This is a genomic window from Paenibacillus sp. V4I5, assembly GCF_030817255.1.
Classification (GTDB): domain Bacteria; phylum Bacillota; class Bacilli; order Paenibacillales; family NBRC-103111; genus Paenibacillus_E.
In genome coordinates this window covers 3,355,472-3,373,457 of the sequence record NZ_JAUSZB010000002.1, presented here as the reverse complement: position 1 = coordinate 3,373,457, position 17,986 = coordinate 3,355,472, and the positions used below count along the sequence as shown (strand labels likewise).

The following is a 17,986-nucleotide window of genomic DNA, read 5'->3' as shown; positions in this document are numbered from 1 at the left end:
GGGAATCTTCTTGGGCTTTTTTGGCTTTGACGTATACAATTTTGCTTATTTACATCCACATGATTTTCCTTTTCCTTTGGATGTTGTTGGAGGCGGTATTCACAGTGGATCCAGGAGTAACAATAGCATACACATTTACGCAAAAGGGCATCGTAGGGCGAACCCTTTTTGCTTTTGTTTCCTGATTAATTGCCTTGGGTAACGAGCGTCCTTTTTGCGGCTTAGAAACTTTTTTAATAGTCAATATAATTCCTCCCTCTCTCAATCTCATATAATTTATTCTTACGAGATTCAAAGAGTAAGGGACAAGTGAGCATAATATAGTAACTATTGATATAAATACCCTGACATAATGCTGTCAGGGTATTTGCAGTATGATTAAGGTAACACTTGAAATGGCGTAAGAACAGTGAAAAGGAGACGATATCTATGACTCATCCAGCACTAGAAATGTACGATTACCACGTATGGGCGAACCAAACCATGCTGAATCGATTAAAAGAACTTCCACAGGACGTCTACAACAAGGAGATTCAAAGCGTTTTTCCTACGATATCGAAGGCGATCGCTCATATTTACCTGGTTGATGCGTGCTGGTTAGACATTCTTTCCGGTAAAAGCATGAAGGAAGCGATGGCCGATTCAGCCCCATTGACTGCTGGCGTGGAGTCGAAAGGCATGGAGGAAATGGAGAAGCTGTACGTCCAGATATCAGAGCGGTTTAAGACGCTATTGAACCAACAGGAAAATATGGAAAAAAGAATTATGCTCGATAATCCTTATGCGGGACAGCGTGATACCAGCTTATCTGAAATGGTTCTGCAGGTCGTCAATCACGGAACCTATCACCGCGGTAATATTACGGCTATGCTGCGTCAAATGGGATACGCGTCTGTGATGACCGAGTATGCGCTTTTTTGGTACTCCTGAACAACATAAAACGGCTCTGTCGCAGTGGATGCGAACAGGGCCGTTTTGAGCTTATAGCCTTAATTCATGGATTTTCCTTCTGTGAAAATTTGGAATGTTATACCGAACTTATCGGTTACCTCTCCAAAAGCAGGGCTAAAAAAAGTCTCTTGAAGCGGCATCTTTACTTGACCGCCTTGCTGCAAGGCTTCATAAAACTGTTTTGATTTTTCCGCGTCTTTGGTTGTAATACAGATTGTAACGTTATCGCCCTTTTGAAGGGGTTGACCCGGAAATGTATCGGAAAACATAAGGTTGGATTCGCCAACTTGCAACATGGCATGTCCTATGCGATCCTTTGCTTCAGCCGTCATAGGAAAATCGGGGTTTTCTGGCATCTCACCAAAAGTTTGGGTGAATAGAACTTGGGCACCTAATGCTTTTTCGTAAAATTGAATAGCTTCCTTTGCAGTACCGTCCATTACTAGATAAGGGGTTAATCTCACTGACATTATTATTGCCTCCTTGGTTTTCACACTAAAATAAGTTACCTCTTATTATTACCATAATTTCGCCGAAAAATAAAGAACATATGTTTGTATTTGCGAAAATTTCACGATTTCATCTGCATCTCGAAAAAGCTGCCCTCCTTCATTATTTTCCCTCATGTCGAAAATAAGCGTCCTATACTATAATAAAATAGATGAAGTCCGTATTCTCACAACACGAAAGGTGATGGAGACACCAATGAATAAGTCTCGCATGTGGTCGCCCATTCAAAAAGTATTCCATTCGTTCTCTTTAAAGCAAAGAATATGGCTTACCTTTGTTGTTCTGATCACCTTAGGTCTTATGGCAACGGGCAGTATTGCTTATTTGATAGCTTCAAAGGAGATTCAGCGTAATGCCCTGCAGTCTAGCCAAGATACCGTAAATCAATCAGCGCAAATCGTGAATGAACGGTTGAAGAACATTGGTATTGCCGTAAGAGCGCTGATGTTCAGCGATGCCTTCAAACAATTAATGAAGGATGTACAAGCTAATGATAGATCTAGCTACTACAAGTCATTAACCTCATTGCAGTATGTCTTTTCCCAGGTGAAATTCAATGATTCGATGATTGATAGCATTCTGATCGCCACACCGATCGGGGATTTTTATCCAACCTCCAGTGTGCGGAACACGGCGAATTCATTTTATAAATCGGAGATGTATGAGCATTTCAAACAATTGAATCGTGGTTTCTGGAGCCAAGGGCATGTCGATCCATTTTTTACAGGCAAGCAAAGGGTGATATCACTCGTTACAGAAGGCGTAGGCGAAGACTCTTTTACGGTTTATGAACCGATCAATGTATACGTCGTAGTAAATGTGAAAGAAGATGACCTGCGTGATCTCTTTATGGAGAATTTGACCAAAACGAATAAACAATATTATTTCATCAATGCCAAAGGAGAAGATGTGAATTACGCGGATAGGACGAGTAAAGACCATTTTATTCAAAAGCCCGCATTTTTTGAGCAATTGAGTGATCAAATGAAGGGCTCTTTTTTCTACACGAATGATAAAAAGGATTATTTAGTTAATTATTCGCGTTTGGATGTAAAAGACGATTGGATGATTGTCAGTGTTCAAGCGAAGGATGACTTATTGGCCAAATTAAATGGGATTAAAAGAGCAACCACTTATGTGATTATCGGGTTTATTATTTTATCGCTATTCATAACGAATAATTTAACTTATCTACTTTTAAAACCGCTGTACAGACTTCAAAAGCTAATGAAGCGAGTGGAAGAGAATGATCTTTCGGTTCGTTTTGAAAGCGTTTATAAGGATGAGGTATCCCAGGTAGGATTCCGTTTTAACCGGATGCTGGATGAAATTAAGCAGTTGATCGAAGACGTGAAGAACCGTGAGCGTGATAAACGGAAGGCTGAAATTAAGGCGCTGTCGGCCCAGATGGACCCTCATTTTTTCTATAATACGCTGAATACCATTTACTGCAAATCGGTTTTGGGCGAAAACGACGACGTGAACGAAATGATCCTGGCTCTATCGCAAATGTTCCAATTAAGCCTTAGCGGCGGGCGCGATCTGATTACACTGGGTGATGAATTGGAGCATGTTCGTCAATATTTGGCCATTCAGCAAAGGTCCTATGAGAATTTGTTCGTATGCGAATTCGAGGTGGAATCGGAACTGCTCACATGCTTGGTACCTAAGATTATGATTCAACCACTTGTTGAAAACTGCATTTTACACGGATTTAAAGATATGACTTCAGGTGGGGACATTCAGTTTAGCGCTCATGCTGAAGGGGACTGGCTGCATATAACGGTGGAAGACAATGGGCAGGGGCTAGTGCCTGAGAAGCTCCTTCAGGGTATTGTTCACCCGACAACATCCAAGCATGGCTACGCGCTGCGCAATATTTATACCCGTTTACAGCTGTATTTTGGCGATCAACAACGAATGGAGATTACGAATAACGATTTAGGGGGAGCACGAATCGAACTATGGATCCCAAGTTATGTAAGAGAGGAGGATTTCCATGAACATGAACCGACTGGTTAAATTATGTGTCGTTGATGATATCCGAAGCGTTGTGGACATGATTACGAAGAAGATCCCTTGGCACGAACACGGCATCGAAATCGTGGGAAGCGCAACCGATGGCGAGGAAGGGTTATCCGTCATTCGTGAAAGCTTGCCGGATATTATCCTCACCGATATTCGGATGCCTAAGATGGACGGATTAGAGATGACACGCAGTATATTAGAGGTGCTGCCTAACAGTAAGGTCATTATTTTAAGTGCTTATACGGATTTTGAATATGCACAAAAGGCTATTCAATATGGCGCACTTGATTATGTGAAAAAACCTTTCTCTGTCGACCAAATCGTGAAAGCCATTGTGAAAGCCAAAGAAGTGTGGGAGCAGGAAAATCTTAACCGCACGCACGTGCTCGGGCTTCAGAAGAAGATCAAAGAAAGTATGCCAGCCCTGCGGCAGGAATACTTATCTCTGCTCGTCCATCATCAAACCAGTGAAGCAGAATTGGCTAGATTATCAGACTTCCTGGACATTAATGAGTTGAATCCTCCCTTTGCGGTGATGACGATCCAGATTGATCAATTCACGGACAAATACGGTGAGGTCCCCGTTAAGGAGCTTGAGCTTGCGCGGTTCTCTCTGCAAAATATCGTAGAGGAAACCATCTCCTTCTATACGACGGCAGTTGTGTTTAGGGAAGCGTTTAATCGATATATTTGCATTTTGAATATGGAGTCGGATGAGCCTCTGGTTGAAATTGCGGATCATTGCTGTGCAAATATCGCTAGACACACCAAGTTCACGATTTCAATTGGTATCGGTCAAAGAGTGAATGCGGTGCAGGAGCTTCCGAAAAGCTATCAACAGTCGTTGAGCGCATTGTCTTATCACTTCTATACAGGCGGCAATGGTGCGTTCAGTTACAACGCTGATTCGCCAGATCTCCCCGTGGAGTGGATTTATACGGAGGATAGCGAGAATGAGTTTCTGTTCGCTTTCCGTTCAGGTAATCTGGATAAATGTGTGGAATGGGCGAAGGGCATTTTCAACGAGATGGGTAAAGCGTCTGTCTTACCTGAGCCGGGTGTTGTCGAACGTTTGCTGCAAGGACTCGTGTTACGGATGCTGCGGGTTCTATTGGAAAAATTTCCTCGGGCGAGCATGGTCGATTTCGAGTCGAAAGTCCATGAAATTAGAGGTGAGAGCGGCGCAGATCTGCAAGAGTATCGAGAATGGTTCATTCAATTGTGCGAAATCGGCTGCCGTTTGATTAATCAGGAGAGAGCAAGCGAGTCGCAGAAAATCATTTATCGTTCTGCGGAGTACATCAAATCGAATCTTCATTTGGATTTGACCTTGGAGCATTGCGCGAAACAGGCAAACCTAAGCTGGGGTTATTATTCAAATTTGTTCAAAAAGGTAACCGGAACTGCCTTCCAGCAGTTCGTTACCATAGCGAAAATAGAACGGGCGAAATCAATGCTCATTGAAGAATACCAAGTGCAGGAAATCGCGCAGCAGCTGGGCTATGAGCATAGGCGGTATTTCAGTGAAGTATTCAAGAAACAAACGGGCCTGACGCCGACTGAATTTAAAGATATGTCTCTGGGCAAGTCCTCAAAGCCATGAGGGTTTGCCTTTTTTTTTACGGGATGGGGTAACATGTAGAAATATCTGCCCTTGTTCATGAGTTGACCACATTATCAGAAGGAACGAATTCTTTTAGTATAAAAGTGTAAACAAAAGCTATGACAGAAACAGAACAACACAAGTTTTTGCAAACAAAAAGGGAGGATTACAAATGGTAAAAAGAATTGGGACGGTCACTTTAAGCGTTTTACTGGCAGGCAGTTTGGCAGCATGCGGCAGCAACAATGCGGCAACTAGTACAGCAGCATCCACCAAGCCATCTGAACAACCTGCTAGCGCAGCTCCTGTGAAGAAAGATAAGACGAAGCTTACTTATTGGACGGGTGACCGTCATGATATGGATTACATTAAAGGTGTTGTGCAAAAGTTTAACGAAACGAACGGCGAGAACATTGAAGTCGAAATGGTTGTGAAGACAGAAGATTTCAACCAAGCGATTGATTTGGCCTTCGCTTCCGGACAGGCGCCTGATATTATCCGCGTGAAGGAAAACACGATCCAGCCTTTTGCGCAAAAAGGATATTTGAAGCCAATTGATTCCTACTTAGATGATGCAATCAAGAAGAAATTCCCAGTCATTGATGATTTCAACCGGATTGATGGGAAAATGTACAGCCTTCCGAACTATGGTTCAACACTGAGACTTGTTTATAATAAAGAGCTTTTCGCCAAAGCGGGGATTGCTGCTCCTCCGAAAACATTGAAAGAAATGGTCGAAGATGCGAAGAAAATTACAGCGGTAGGCAAAGCAACTGGCTCTTATGGTTTTGCTCAAAACTTCAAAAGCCCGGAAAGCGCACTAGGTCGTTCGGCAAGAGTTATTGCTGAAGCGAGCGGTTACGGCGGATTTGGCTATGATTTCAAAACAGCAAAGTTTGATTTCATAGGATTCAAAGAAGTCATTTCATCGTTCAAACAAATGGTAGATGACGGCAGCACGCTGCCAGGTATGGAATCACTGGATATTGACCCGCTGCGCGCGCAATTCGCAGAAGGCAAAATCGGGATGTACATCTCATTCTCATCGGAACCCGGCGTGTATGCGAATCAGTTCCCGGCCAAAATCGAATGGGCAGCTGCACCGGTTCCGACAATCGATGGCACGATTAAAGGCGCTACCTCCTTCTTGGGCGGTCAATGGTTAGCCCTGAGCAACACAACCAAAAATGCAGACCAAGCTTGGAAGTTCATGGCGTATATGTATAATGAGGAAGTTTTGAAAACGTATCATGAAAAAGGCTTCGGTCTATCCATGGTACCATCCGTATCTGCCGTTGCTAAGAAACCGGAAATCAAAGGCATTGATGGCTTCCTTCCAGCTGGAAACGACGGCACTTGGCCGCTACAGCCTACCGTAACTGTTGAAGGTATGAAAAAAGATGATGCCTTTTTCAAATACATGATCAGTGGCGGTAATTTGGATCAAATTATTCAAGATCTGAATAAGCGCTACAATGAGGCTCTCGATAAAGCTGTAGCTAAAGGTTCAGTGAAGGTGCAGCCAAATCCAAGCTTCGATCCGATGAAGCTGATGATGAAATAATAGCCATGATATCGCGAGAGTGGAGTGAATAGCTCCACTCTCGCTCTCTAAGTATAGATGTTACAGGAGGGAACGGGATGAACAGGACACGCCAGATCGGGTTTTCATATTTATTTTTATTTCCAAGTTTACTACTGACCATGGTGCTGGGCGTCTATCCGATTGCTTGGGCTATTCGATATATGTTTTATGACTACAAGGGGTTCGGGGAACCGTCATTTATTGGGTTTGATAATTTCAGAAGGCTTTGGCAGGACACGGAGTATTGGCACTCTGTCTTGAATACATTCATTTATGCAGGCGGTAAGTTAATCATCACATTGCCATTATGCTTGGTTCTAGCCGTTATTCTGAATCAAAAGCTGCGCGGCCGCAACTGGTTAAGAGCCATTTATTTCATGCCGACGATCATTAGTTCTGCTGTCATGGCTGTCGTATTTTTCATTATTTTCAACTCCTATAACGGCATTCTTAATCAATATTTGTTGAAGTTTCATATCATCTCCGAAAGAATCGATTGGCTCGGTCCCAAACACGCCCTGTTTACGACGATCATCATCGCTGTATGGGGCGCGGTAGGCAATTACATGCTGCTGTTCCTTGCCGGTCTTCAAAATATCCCGAACGATGTGTATGAAAGCTCGTCGCTGGACGGCGCTAATAAATGGCAGCAATTCTGGTACTTAACCATTCCTATGCTAGGGCCTGTGCTCCAGATCGTAATCATGCTGGCGATTATTAATTCGCTTAAAGGGTACGAGAGCATTATGGTGTTGACCGAAGGCGGCCCCGTAGGAAAGACGGAAGTGATGTATTTGTACGTATATAAGCTTTTCTTCCCGACACCATCAGGGACACTTGTGGACCAACAATTCGGCTACGGAAGTGCCGTTGGATTCGTTACAGCCGTCATTGTAGGCATCATCACACTAGCTTATCATGCGATGTCTAGACGTCTGAACAAACTTCAATGAGGGAGGATGCTGGGAAAATGGAAGTTACTGAAACGTTATCGAATGTACGGATAAATAAACAAGCCCAGCCATTTTCATTTGCGAGAATAGGCGGAAGAGTACTGCTCTGGATCTTTTTACTGGTAACAGCCGTATTGATTGTGTTTCCTATTGTTGTGACTTTTCTTGGCTCCTTCATGTCCAATATCGAGATTACGAAAGGTGGAAAGATTTTCCCTTCTTCCTGGCAATTCGTGAATTACAAAGAAGCCTGGGTACAAGCCAATTTCGCTCGGTTTACATGGAACAGTCTCTTTCTAAGTGGAGCAACAACAATCGGTACGCTAATCGTAGCATCGATGGCCGCTTATGTGGTTGACCGGATTAAATTCCCTGGTAAAGCCATTTTCGTCGCCATTCAAGCATTTACGATGTTCATATCGATTGGAGCCGTTGTTATCCGGCCACAATTTGAGCTAATGGTCAAACTGCATCTGCACACGAATTTATGGGGTGTCGTCCTCATTCTCGTGAGTGGCCACGCGTACATTTTCTTTATTTTGCTGAGCTTTTTACAAGGTATTTCTCGGGAATTAGATGAGGCTGCGCGTATAGACGGCTGCTCCAACGGCGGGATATTTTGGCGAATTATTTTACCTTTGATGCGTCCGGGATTGGGTGTAGGGGCACTGTTTACTTTTTGCGGAGCCTGGAATGAATATTTGCGTCCATTAGTATTTACGATGACCAATCCCAAGCTGCAAACATTAACCGTTGGATTATCCTATCTTCGCTACGGGGCATCGGCTGCGGTTCAAACGCATTATATGCTCGCAGGAGCTTTTTTATCGATCTTACCGCTGCTCGTCGTGTATATGATTGCGAATAAATCGTTTATGCAAATGACAGCTGGTTCACTGAAAGGCTAGGAGGGGCAGACATGGATAAGAAACGCTTAGAGCGATTACGTGCAAATGCAAGCAAGTCGGAGTTTAGTGAAGCGTTGGCTTTCCTGCAGCAGGAAGCGGACGAGGCTTCCCGAATTACTTATGCGATTAAGTCAGATGAGCAGGGGCAGTGGACACATTATTATCATTGTCATGAGGACGGAACTCGATTGACATTCAATTGGGATACGCCACTCATACATCATTGTCCAACATGCAGCAAGGAGCGTACCGGTGAACCTTTTGACTCAGCATGGACCTCGATTGCGCATAGTAAGATCGGCCAGGCGGTTTACCATATTGCTTTGTTGTACGCTGTTGAATCCGATAAGCATCGCTTAGATATGGTGAAATCCTATTTAATGGCTTATGCAAGTCATTATGGAATGTATCTTATCCATGGTGATATTCCGTATAACGGTCCAGGTAAATTGTTTGCCCAAACGCTGGATGAAGCCCATTGGATCACAGATCTTGCTCTGGGATTCGATGTTATTAAAGAGCATTTAACGCCTCAAGAAGAGGCCCACATTTGTAGTGGTTTGCTTGAACCTTGCGCACGATTTCTAATTGAACACAAAGAAAAGCAAATTCATAATCACTCTGTGTTGATTACATCGGCAATAGCTGCTATTGGTTTGCTGCTTCATGATAATGAAATTAGGCAGTTGGGACTGGAAGGAGAATATGGCCTACTGGACCAGATCAGTCGCGGGATATTTGAGGACGGGTTATGGTACGAAGGCAATGTTCAATATCACTTCTATGCGTTCAAATCGATGCTGCATTATGCGTTGATTGCGGAAGGCACGGAGTGGGAGCTTTGGCATCACAAGGCATTGAAAAGCATGTTTGATTTCCCGCTGTACCTCCTATTACCGAATGGTGTTATGCCAACTCTTAACGATGCGGGTCCGGGTGACCATCTTGGCACCTATGCCCCTTATTATGAAATTGCTTTGGATATTTATGAAGATGATATGTACCGTTCACTCCTGCATACAGCCTATGGAACGGAATGGGCAGATCAACAATTTACTGAGTTGAACCACGTTAGACGGGATTCCGTATATGCCTTGATGTTTGGTCAGGAACTTAGTACTTCGAATGACGTGGTGGGCGTTTCTCTATGGGATACAGCTCATCATACCCGGTCCTTAACGTCCAGCGGCTTGACCAAATTGGTGAATGCAAAAGGGTGGCAGGTCATCCTCAAGCATAGCCGGTTCGGCGGTGAGCACGATCATATGGACCGGCTTGGGTTATCCATTGTACGCGGAACGGTTCCCTTGCTGATCGACCCGGGTACAACGGCGTACGGCATTCCGACGCACTATGGTTGGTTTAAGCATACTTATTCGCATAATACGGTAAGTCTGAACGGGGCCGATCAGCCGCCACGTGATGGGCGGATTGTTCAGCTCGTTCAGGAGAACTGGGGCGTATGGGCGGAGACGGCTGTTGATTGGGTGTCTGAGGATTACCAGATGAAAGAGAGAATCATCCTGCCTCGTGAGCTTAGCCCATGGGATGATAAGGCCTATAAGGGCGCCATTATCCGAAGAATTAACGTGCTTATAGGGGAGCAGCTATTGGATATCGTTAGCGTAACTGTTCCGGATGCAAGAGAAGTTCATCTGACGAGTCATTTTAGCGGTAAAATGAGACAGAATTCTCTTGTTCGGTGGGAGTCGACGGATGAACAGCTGAGCAAGCTTGATCAGAAGTGGCTGAAAGACAAACAAAAGCTGGTATCTGGCGCGCGTTCCTTTTGCTATGAGATGCAAGCAGGAATGTTAGAGCAGCATATCTGGTGTTCGAAGACGTCGGATATATACACAGCGTTATCGCCGGATAATCCACTGACTGTGGACCGAACATCACTGATTCAAAGAGTCACCATTGAGGATAAAGTCCTGTTTGTGCAGGTGCTTAGTTATGACCCGGATCATGGAGGACGACTAAAAGCTGCCAACTCGGCTGATCTTGTTGTTGTTGAGCTGCAAGACGATACGTATCGGATTAAGTTGAAAACGCTGGAAGATCAGTCAGTTTTTTCTGTGGATTTAAGCGGTGGGAAGGCTAAACTCGGCAAGCTAGGATAAAGAAAGACAGTAATCGATTCCATCGCCACATGTCCTAAGTGGAGGCTACCAGAATTGAAGTTATCAAGACGCTGGAAGTATGTTGTTGTAAAAAGTGCAACAATTGGACCTCTATCGTGCTTTCCTCCTTGTTTTTGCTGTATAAAATGCAACAATTCGGAGTGAATACAGGCCATTTTCCCATAAATAGGTCAGAAATGTTGTACATACTGCAACTCCAACTTGAAAAATGGGCCAAAATTAACAATAAAGCCCCTTGTCGGGTAAAGGTGTGAATGATCGTGCGAAATCGTTTGTCATTTCTTAGTCTTTGGTCGATCAATGACGCTCTAAATCTGGAAGAACTGAAAGCTGGGCTCGATGAGCTTCGTCTTGCAGGAGTAGACGGCGTCATTTTTCATCCGAGGTTTTATCCGAATACGCCCACTTATATGAGTGAATCGTATTTAAACATCATATCTGACTTAATTATCTACGCGAAGACTACAGGGATGGTCTTCTGGATGTATGATGAAAATGGTTGGCCTTCCGGTACGGCAGGCGGTGAAGTCATGAAGAGACTTCCAAATTCAACATGTAAGTGGGTCGAATGGGTTTCAGATCAGGATGAGCATAGAGGCCGCATCGCGTTTGGCTCGAAATTGGCAGTCTCCTCCTTAGATCCGGTAGCCACGCACACATTTATTGATATCACTTATGATGGTTATCGCAAAGGGTTATCCGCTGAAGCGTTCGACTATGTGACTGGCTTCTTCTCTGACGAGGTGGCGTTTCTCGATGGGCATGGCATCACGGTCAAAACAGTGCAATTCCTTGGGATGATCGGTTCGCGCAGCAATATGAAGCGAAATACGGGGAAGCGCTGCTTCCTTTATTGCCGCTTCTGTTTATCGAAGGAGAAGGCTACGAGCGCTTCCGTGTCCGCTACTGGGAGCTGTTGACAGACGCGATCCTTGCAGGTTTCTATCAACCAGTGGCAGATTGGTGCGAAACCTATGGCAAGAAGTTTACAGCTCATCTTAAAGCGGAGGAAAGTCCATTCTTTCAGCTCTCTTATAGTGGCTCTTGCTTTCAGGTGCTAAAAGCGGTTGAAACGCCGGCCATCGATGCTTTGGAGCGTTACCCAGGGAATAATTACTATCCACGGATCGTTCACTCTGTTGCTATGCAGCAGGGACGGAGCGCTTCTCTCGTTGAAGCCATGGGCGGCAGCGGTTGGGGTGTTTCCCCTGAATCCTTCACGAATTATGTCATGTGGCTGGCGAGTCACGGTATTGAGCAATTCGTGCTTCATTTAAATCAACTAAAGCTGAATACGAAAGCCATTCAAGACTGGCCGCCGTCTATGCCCAACCATGTGACGTGGAAAGATGCCTTTCCAGCACTGCTGGCATCGCTCCAAGAGCAAGCGGCGATGCTGCCCGATTTGAAGGCGAAACCAAATGTCTTGATCGTTACGCCAACTCGCGGCATTATGGCAACTTTCGACCCAAAAGACACCATGCAAATGAATGAACACGATGGCTCCAACATTCCGAGATCAGCCTCCGGTATCATCAATGAGAAGCTGCTGGCACTAGTGGAAGCTTGTTATGCGTCTGGGATTCATTACGAATTATCCGAGGAGCGGGTGATCGAGGAAGACGGTATCCTCATGAATGGCACTCTACGGATCGGAAAGCGTGACTATAACCATGTGCTGGTGGCAGATGGCTGCAGATGGAACGATACGGGGATGGAAGATAAGATGCGATCAGCCGGCATCCTTGTTTACGGTTCGGACAACTGGCAAGAACTGCTGCCAAGTAGAGTACCTGAGATACCGAACGATGAAGTGAGTTCTCGTGTGAGACAGTCACCTTGGACCGTTCAACCTCCGCAAACGAATCAAATCTATGTAGAGTTTCAAGATCAGTCAGATGGTAAATTAACGGCGGAATTGTCCTTGGAACAGCCGGTAAAGATCGGCAGTATGCTGCTCTTTGTACACGATCGTGTACAGGAAGTTCGGATTAACGGACAATCACTTACGATCGTTCCTAAGCATGGCGGTTTTGAAGTCAATGTGCCAGAGATTGTTTTTGCCTTAGCAAGCAAGCTCACCATCGAGGTTTCTCCGTTAGAGGGAGGGGAAGCTTGTCCAATTGCTTTTCTGCGCGGCCGATTTGCAGTAATCAGTCAAGATGAGCCGATGGAAAAGGATGAACATCAGTGGATGCTAAAGGGACCATTTAAGCTAGTTCCCATGCCTGCAGCTATTGACGGGGCTAACCTCATATCATCCGGTTTCCCGTTCGCTGGCTTACCGATTACCATGAGCAAAATGATCCATATGGATGAAAAAAGCGTCACAACATTGCAGTTAACCGATGTTCAGGCCTCTGCAGCGCGTGTTTGGTTGGCGGGTGAAGAGCTGGGATGGTGCTGGGGACCGGACTTTCAAGTGCCAACTCCGAAGGAGCTGGCTGCAGGTTCTTATGAACTGAAGGTTAATCTTTATCCAAGCACGTTCAACATGTATGGCCCCCATCGTCACATCGACGGTGATCGGTACTTGACGAGTCCCGACCAATATAAAGGAATCAAAAATTTTGCAGATCGCCCTGATGCTCCTGAGTTAACCAAGGTGAAGGAGTCGCATTTCGTCAAATGGGGCATTTCGGGTGATGTACGGTTTATCCATCAGAAATGAGTGTGATAATATGACGATTGCAGATCCAAACTCCTATCTGGTTGATATGGTGGATGCGAATCGCTATGTGATGTCTTTAGCAGAGGTAGAACCTTACGGATAGAAATATGAAATGACCCACTAAGGCTATTGGCCTAGAAGTGGGTCATTTTTTGTCGAATATATCAACTTTATATCCGAAATATGGTAGCATTCCCTCTGGTTTTCAGCTAGACTGAAGGAAGCTATTTACGAATATCATGTTAAATTGGGGTGGCAGCATGGCTAAAAAAGGTTTATCTATAGGGAAAAAGGCAGCACCATTTCGACTAGATTCTACACAAGGTATTAAGGGACTGGAAGATTTCAAGGGCAAGCCGCTAGTTATTATTTTTTTACGTGGAACATGGTGCCATAATTGCCAGAAACAGATGCCAGAGTTAAATGAGTATTATGAACGATTTTTGGAAAAGGGCATCAATCTTATTGCCATCGCTGGTCAAAAGCTAGCCAACATCAAAGATTATGTTAATGCCAATGGCATCAAATTCCCCATTCTTTCGGACGAAACGAGAGAAGTCATAAAGTCTTATGAGGTTTTCACGCCAATTAAATGGGACTCATTCCGAATTGCGATTCCAAGCACGTATATTATTGATGAACATCAAACCATTCGTTATTCCTATATTGGTGAGAACCAAGCGGATCGACCGTCTGCGAAGGAGATTTTAGAAGTGATAGATACCCTTTCTATTGTATCTGACCAAGGTAACTCGATCCAAGAGGAGCTTCCGGTTTTCTTAGCGAATATGAAATCCACTCTTCAGCACGTGAATACTTCTGCTGCCTATGTGACGAAGAGTATAGAGGACAATCTACATAATATTGAAGGACTTAAGAAAGCTTCTCTAGGTAATTATGAGCAATTAGAGGAGTTTGTCAGTGTTTATGAGAAAAAGTCTGAGGAATTAAACCAATATAGTTATCAGCTGAACACAACATCCGATGAATTCACGGATATTCAGCAGTTGAATCAACAATTAAGTCATAACATTCAAACGACACGCGGATTGATGGATGAATTAATTAGTATGACCCTTGTCGTTAATGAGATGAGTGAGGTCATCTCCAAAATTTCCCGACAAACCAAAATTCTAGCGCTAAATGCATCCATTGAAGCTGCTCGTGCAGGAGAGCATGGCAAAGGCTTCGCCGTTGTCGCCCAGGAAGTGAGCAAACTGGCTCATGGAACGGAGGAGTCGGCAGGTAATATCACAGCGCAGCTGCAAGCGATTGATGAGAAAATTAATGAAAGCTTTTCGTCTTTTTCTACGTTTGAAGAAACGATGAATACGGTAAGAGAACGAATATCCGTAAATTCAGCCCATATCCTTACCATATCGGATGGAGTTAAAGTGATCGCCAATGACACGCTGCAGCTAGGTACCGAACTGAACCACATCAAGGATAGCCAGCACCAAGCGCAAATTGATCTGAGTAAAATTGGGGAAGTTGAAACGACGATAAATAGTGAAGTAAGTGAGATCTTACAGGATATGCACTATCATGTGGACCAACTGAATGCTTTGGATGAGAGAACGAAAAAGACGAAATAATGATTTTCCAGAGTAATTGAAAACACCTTTTCATGGACGCATTTTAGCGTATTTTGAAAAGGTGTTTTTTTTACAATTTCGCCCTTATAACAAAACGGGTTGCCCCAATTCCACAGATTTGTAACCCGCTAAGGCGACAACGGTTGAACGTAATCCATCTTCCCCGGTGATCGGCACCTGTTCGCCATTCAGCAGGGCATCAACAAATGCCTTCACCAAGTAATCATCCATGGAGTCACCCTAGAAATTCCATACGCCTTTTCCATTTTCCATACTATATAGCTCGTTTTTTTGAGCAAAACCATCGACCGAAATGGTTCCTTTCGTATCGATGATCGTCATCGTCACGTCTCCCCAGGTAGGGAATGACGCGTTCCGCGACTAGCTAGTGTCTAAGACGCCAAACACCCCACTTACGAACTTGACATGTATCATACCAGCATCATCAATATCCAGATTATCGTTAAATAAAGTGGCTGAATAGGCGTAGACTTCTTTCACTTCGGATTTGGTCATCCAATTCATCAAGTCCATGACGTGTACGGTATGATCCAACAAAGCCTCGCCACCGGATAACTCCGATTGGAGGAACCAACCTGAAGGAAGTGAACCGCGATTTGTACCCTTAATGGCTATGATATCGCCGATCTCTCCCTGTTCGACTGCTTCTTTCGCTTTAATAACCGAAGCCAAATACCGGCATGGAAACGCAGTCATAAGCTGAACCCCGTTTTCCTTACAAGCGGTAATCATGGATTCCATTTCGGAGACGGAAATGCCAAGCGGCTTTTCACAAAGCACATGCTTGCCGGATCTCGCAGCCGCTATCTTTAACTCTGCGTGACGAGCATTTTCCGAGCATATGACGACTGCGTCAAGATCTGTGGCGAGCAAATCCTCATAATTTTCATAATAGGGCAGTCCATAATTGGTCGTTACTTCTCCTATGCGGCTTTTAATCTCGTCGGCGATACCGGTAATTTCCAATGCTTTATAAGCATCGTTAGCCGTTACGATGGATTCGCTTCCATCTCGAATGCATTGAATGAAATGGGCTATCTCCAAGTCATAGGGGCTAGAGAATCCTGGACTTTGCGGAACTTCGGCGAAACGTCTATCTGAATCGGAAGGGGCTTTGCAGATTTGCAGAGAACTGCTTTTTTGACTATCGTTTCGAATGATGCCTTTGCTGCCCGCAATTTCCACAGGAGTTTGGTAGGGGCCGTGATATCCCCAAAATGCTTCCAGATTGTGATATTATGGTAATATAAGGACGCATTGAAGACTTGTCTTTATAGTATTGGCTTCATACAATGGGAGTTAAGGTAACAACACTATATGTTAGGAGAGCTGCATGATGCGTTTTAAAGATGTGTTTTCGATCATCGGACCATCTATGATCGGTCCATCAAGCTCTCATACCGCAGGAGCGGTCCGGCTAGGACGTGTTGCCAGACAACTGCTTGGCGAACAGCCGAAGAAGGTTGAAATCACCCTATACGGTTCTTTCGCGGATACCTACCGGGGGCATGGCACCGATTTGGCGCTCATTGGCGGTCTACTGGATTATGAAACCGATGATCCGCGTATTCCTGTTGCTGCTGAAGAGGCAGAAGCGCTTGGTGTGGAGATTGCCTTTCTTACAAGTAAAGATAAAGCTGATCATCCCAACACCGTTCGATTCATTCTTACATCCGATACACGGGAATTGAGTATGACGGGAGCATCGATCGGCGGAGGCAATGTTGAGATTGTAAATGTGAATCAATTTGATGTAAAATTTACTGCGGTATACCCTACATTAGTTATTTCCCATCATGATCGTCCAGGCATGATTGCAGATATTACCGCCTTATTGGGGCGCAGCCAAATCAATATTGGTTTCATGGATTTGGATCGGAAGGGTCGCGATCGGGAAGCGATGACAGTGATCGAAACGGATGTATCGATTCCGGATTCGCTTATAGAAGAGCTTAAGAATTTAAGTATGATACACGAAATAAAAAAAGTGGACCTCGCAGAAAGAGGCGAATAAATGAGATTCCGGACATTGAAACAATTAACGGAAGTCTGTACTTCCGAAGGATTAACCATTGCTGAAGTCATGCTTGCTGATCAAAGTCAAGAATCGGGTAAATCACCTGGGTATGTATTCGAAAAGATGCGGGCGTATTACCAAATCATGAAAGAAGCCGTTGCCAAAGGATTGACTGAAGATACAACATCCCGAAGCGGGTTGACGGGGAAAGACGCTCAACGTGTTACGAGCTACATGACAACGACAGAAGCGTCCTTAGGTGAAGAAGCCTGCAAAGCAATGGCTTATGCGCTTGCTGTATCAGAAGTTAACGCATCCATGGGACGTATCATTGCCACACCGACAGCTGGCTCCTGTGGGATTATCCCAGGTGTTTTCATTAGCAGTCAGCAGCGATTTGGATGGGATGACGACCATATGGTAAATGGCTTGTTAAGCGCTGGTGCCATCGGTTATGTTATCGCCAACAACTCCTTCGTCTCCGGTGCAGAAGGAGGATGCCAAGCTGAAGTTGGGTCCGCCATTGGTATGGCGGCAGGTGCGCTCGTGGAGCTTCGCGGCGGTTCGCCGGAACAGGCGATGCACGCAGTAGGGCTTGCGCTGAAGAATACCTTGGGGCTCATATGCGACCCCGTTGGCGGTTTGGTTGAGATTCCTTGTATCGTCCGTAATGGATTTGGGGCGGTTAATGCCATGGCAGCAGCCGATATGGCTTTAGCCGGTGTCAGATCCGTTATTCCTTCGGATGAAGTCGTTCAAGTGATGTATGAAGTAGGCACGGCTATGCCGGAGAAACACCGCGAGACAGCCAAAGGTGGCTTAGCCCAGACACCGACAGGTCAACAAATCATGAAAGAGCTGAATTTGGGCAAGAAGCAGCGTTAATAATCAAGTCTGTGGGTGGGGTTTTCGCCTGCGGGCTTTTTTTTGTTTCCCGTAACAATGAAATACATGCTTAAAGTCGCTGGATTCGCCTCAGACGAAGAATGCTCCTGAAACG

Annotated in this window: 13 protein-coding genes and 1 pseudogene; 12 read left to right on the top strand and 2 right to left on the bottom strand. The window is 44.8% G+C overall.

All coding sequences use genetic code 11. The annotated features are described in order from the left end of the window. Positions 1 to 429 precede the first annotated feature (429 nt). Positions 430 to 930, top strand: coding sequence for a DinB family protein (locus tag QFZ78_RS17265; protein ID WP_307549367.1), 501 nt, complete (start codon positions 430 to 432; stop codon positions 928 to 930). Positions 931 to 989: 59 nt separating this feature from the next. Here the strand turns inward: QFZ78_RS17265 and QFZ78_RS17260 are convergent, their stop codons facing one another. Continuing rightward, complete coding sequence (locus QFZ78_RS17260; RefSeq protein ID WP_307555750.1) at positions 990 to 1,421, bottom strand: VOC family protein; 432 nt, start codon at positions 1,419 to 1,421, stop codon at positions 990 to 992. A gap of 235 nt (positions 1,422 to 1,656) precedes the next feature. On the opposite strand from QFZ78_RS17260, the gene QFZ78_RS17255 reads away from it, so the two are divergent. From QFZ78_RS17255 to QFZ78_RS17215, 9 genes are all read left to right on the top strand, one after another. Beyond that, entirely contained in the window at positions 1,657 to 3,483 is a 1,827-nt protein-coding gene (locus QFZ78_RS17255; RefSeq protein WP_307549365.1) for a sensor histidine kinase, read from the top strand. Continuing rightward, complete coding sequence (locus QFZ78_RS17250) at positions 3,461 to 5,092, top strand: response regulator (protein WP_307549363.1); 1,632 nt, start codon at positions 3,461 to 3,463, stop codon at positions 5,090 to 5,092. Before QFZ78_RS17255 ends, QFZ78_RS17250 begins: the two co-directional genes overlap by 23 nt. Before the next feature lie 172 nt (positions 5,093 to 5,264). Next, positions 5,265 to 6,656 (top strand): ABC transporter substrate-binding protein, encoded by a 1,392-nt coding sequence (locus tag QFZ78_RS17245; RefSeq protein ID WP_307549362.1) that lies wholly within the window; start codon positions 5,265 to 5,267, stop codon positions 6,654 to 6,656. A gap of 77 nt (positions 6,657 to 6,733) precedes the next feature. Further along, positions 6,734 to 7,630 carry a carbohydrate ABC transporter permease gene (locus QFZ78_RS17240; RefSeq protein WP_307549360.1) on the top strand — a complete coding sequence of 299 codons (897 nt, stop codon included), beginning with the start codon at positions 6,734 to 6,736 and terminating at the stop codon, positions 7,628 to 7,630. A gap of 17 nt (positions 7,631 to 7,647) precedes the next feature. Further along, a complete protein-coding gene (locus QFZ78_RS17235; RefSeq protein WP_307549359.1) occupies positions 7,648 to 8,538 on the top strand; it encodes a carbohydrate ABC transporter permease in 891 nt (296 codons plus the stop codon). An 11-nt stretch (positions 8,539 to 8,549) separates the two neighbouring features. Then, positions 8,550 to 10,661 (top strand): heparinase II/III domain-containing protein, encoded by a 2,112-nt coding sequence (locus QFZ78_RS17230; protein WP_307549357.1) that lies wholly within the window; start codon positions 8,550 to 8,552, stop codon positions 10,659 to 10,661. Positions 10,662 to 10,942: 281 nt separating this feature from the next. Further along, positions 10,943 to 11,602 (top strand): hypothetical protein, encoded by a 660-nt coding sequence (locus QFZ78_RS17225; protein WP_307549356.1) that lies wholly within the window; start codon positions 10,943 to 10,945, stop codon positions 11,600 to 11,602. After that, the gene (locus tag QFZ78_RS17220; RefSeq protein WP_307549354.1) at positions 11,536 to 13,353 is read left to right on the top strand and encodes a hypothetical protein; all 1,818 of its coding nucleotides are present in this window, start codon (positions 11,536 to 11,538) and stop codon (positions 13,351 to 13,353) included. Before QFZ78_RS17225 ends, QFZ78_RS17220 begins: the two co-directional genes overlap by 67 nt. A gap of 260 nt (positions 13,354 to 13,613) precedes the next feature. After that, complete coding sequence (locus QFZ78_RS17215) at positions 13,614 to 14,948, top strand: redoxin domain-containing protein (protein WP_307549352.1); 1,335 nt, start codon at positions 13,614 to 13,616, stop codon at positions 14,946 to 14,948. Between the two features lie 84 nt (positions 14,949 to 15,032). Here QFZ78_RS17215 and QFZ78_RS17210 read toward each other — a convergent pair. Further along, a pseudogene (locus tag QFZ78_RS17210) lies at positions 15,033 to 16,154 on the bottom strand (Gfo/Idh/MocA family protein). A gap of 151 nt (positions 16,155 to 16,305) precedes the next feature. On the opposite strand from QFZ78_RS17210, the gene sdaAB reads away from it, so the two are divergent. Next, positions 16,306 to 16,983: an L-serine ammonia-lyase, iron-sulfur-dependent subunit beta gene (sdaAB, locus tag QFZ78_RS17205; RefSeq protein WP_307555748.1), complete on the top strand. Its 678-nt coding sequence runs from the start codon at positions 16,306 to 16,308 to the stop codon at positions 16,981 to 16,983. Next, entirely contained in the window at positions 16,984 to 17,871 is an 888-nt protein-coding gene (gene sdaAA / locus QFZ78_RS17200) for an L-serine ammonia-lyase, iron-sulfur-dependent, subunit alpha (RefSeq protein ID WP_307549350.1), read from the top strand. The last annotated feature ends 115 nt before the right edge of the window (positions 17,872 to 17,986 follow it).

Excerpts from the sequence above, each read along its gene's own strand:
- QFZ78_RS17265 (WP_307549367.1), top strand. The coding sequence starts at position 430 with ATGACTCATCCAGCACTAGAAATGTACGATTACCACGTATGGGCGAAC.
- QFZ78_RS17260 (WP_307555750.1), bottom strand. The coding sequence starts at position 1,421 with ATGTCAGTGAGATTAACCCCTTATCTAGTAATGGACGGTACTGCAAAG.
- QFZ78_RS17255 (WP_307549365.1), top strand. The coding sequence starts at position 1,657 with ATGAATAAGTCTCGCATGTGGTCGCCCATTCAAAAAGTATTCCATTCG.
- QFZ78_RS17250 (WP_307549363.1), top strand. The coding sequence starts at position 3,461 with ATGAACATGAACCGACTGGTTAAATTATGTGTCGTTGATGATATCCGA.
- QFZ78_RS17245 (WP_307549362.1), top strand. The coding sequence starts at position 5,265 with ATGGTAAAAAGAATTGGGACGGTCACTTTAAGCGTTTTACTGGCAGGC.
- QFZ78_RS17240 (WP_307549360.1), top strand. The coding sequence starts at position 6,734 with ATGAACAGGACACGCCAGATCGGGTTTTCATATTTATTTTTATTTCCA.
- QFZ78_RS17235 (WP_307549359.1), top strand. The coding sequence starts at position 7,648 with ATGGAAGTTACTGAAACGTTATCGAATGTACGGATAAATAAACAAGCC.
- QFZ78_RS17230 (WP_307549357.1), top strand. The coding sequence starts at position 8,550 with ATGGATAAGAAACGCTTAGAGCGATTACGTGCAAATGCAAGCAAGTCG.
- QFZ78_RS17215 (WP_307549352.1), top strand. The coding sequence starts at position 13,614 with ATGGCTAAAAAAGGTTTATCTATAGGGAAAAAGGCAGCACCATTTCGA.
- sdaAB (WP_307555748.1), top strand. The coding sequence starts at position 16,306 with ATGCGTTTTAAAGATGTGTTTTCGATCATCGGACCATCTATGATCGGT.
- sdaAA (WP_307549350.1), top strand. The coding sequence starts at position 16,984 with ATGAGATTCCGGACATTGAAACAATTAACGGAAGTCTGTACTTCCGAA.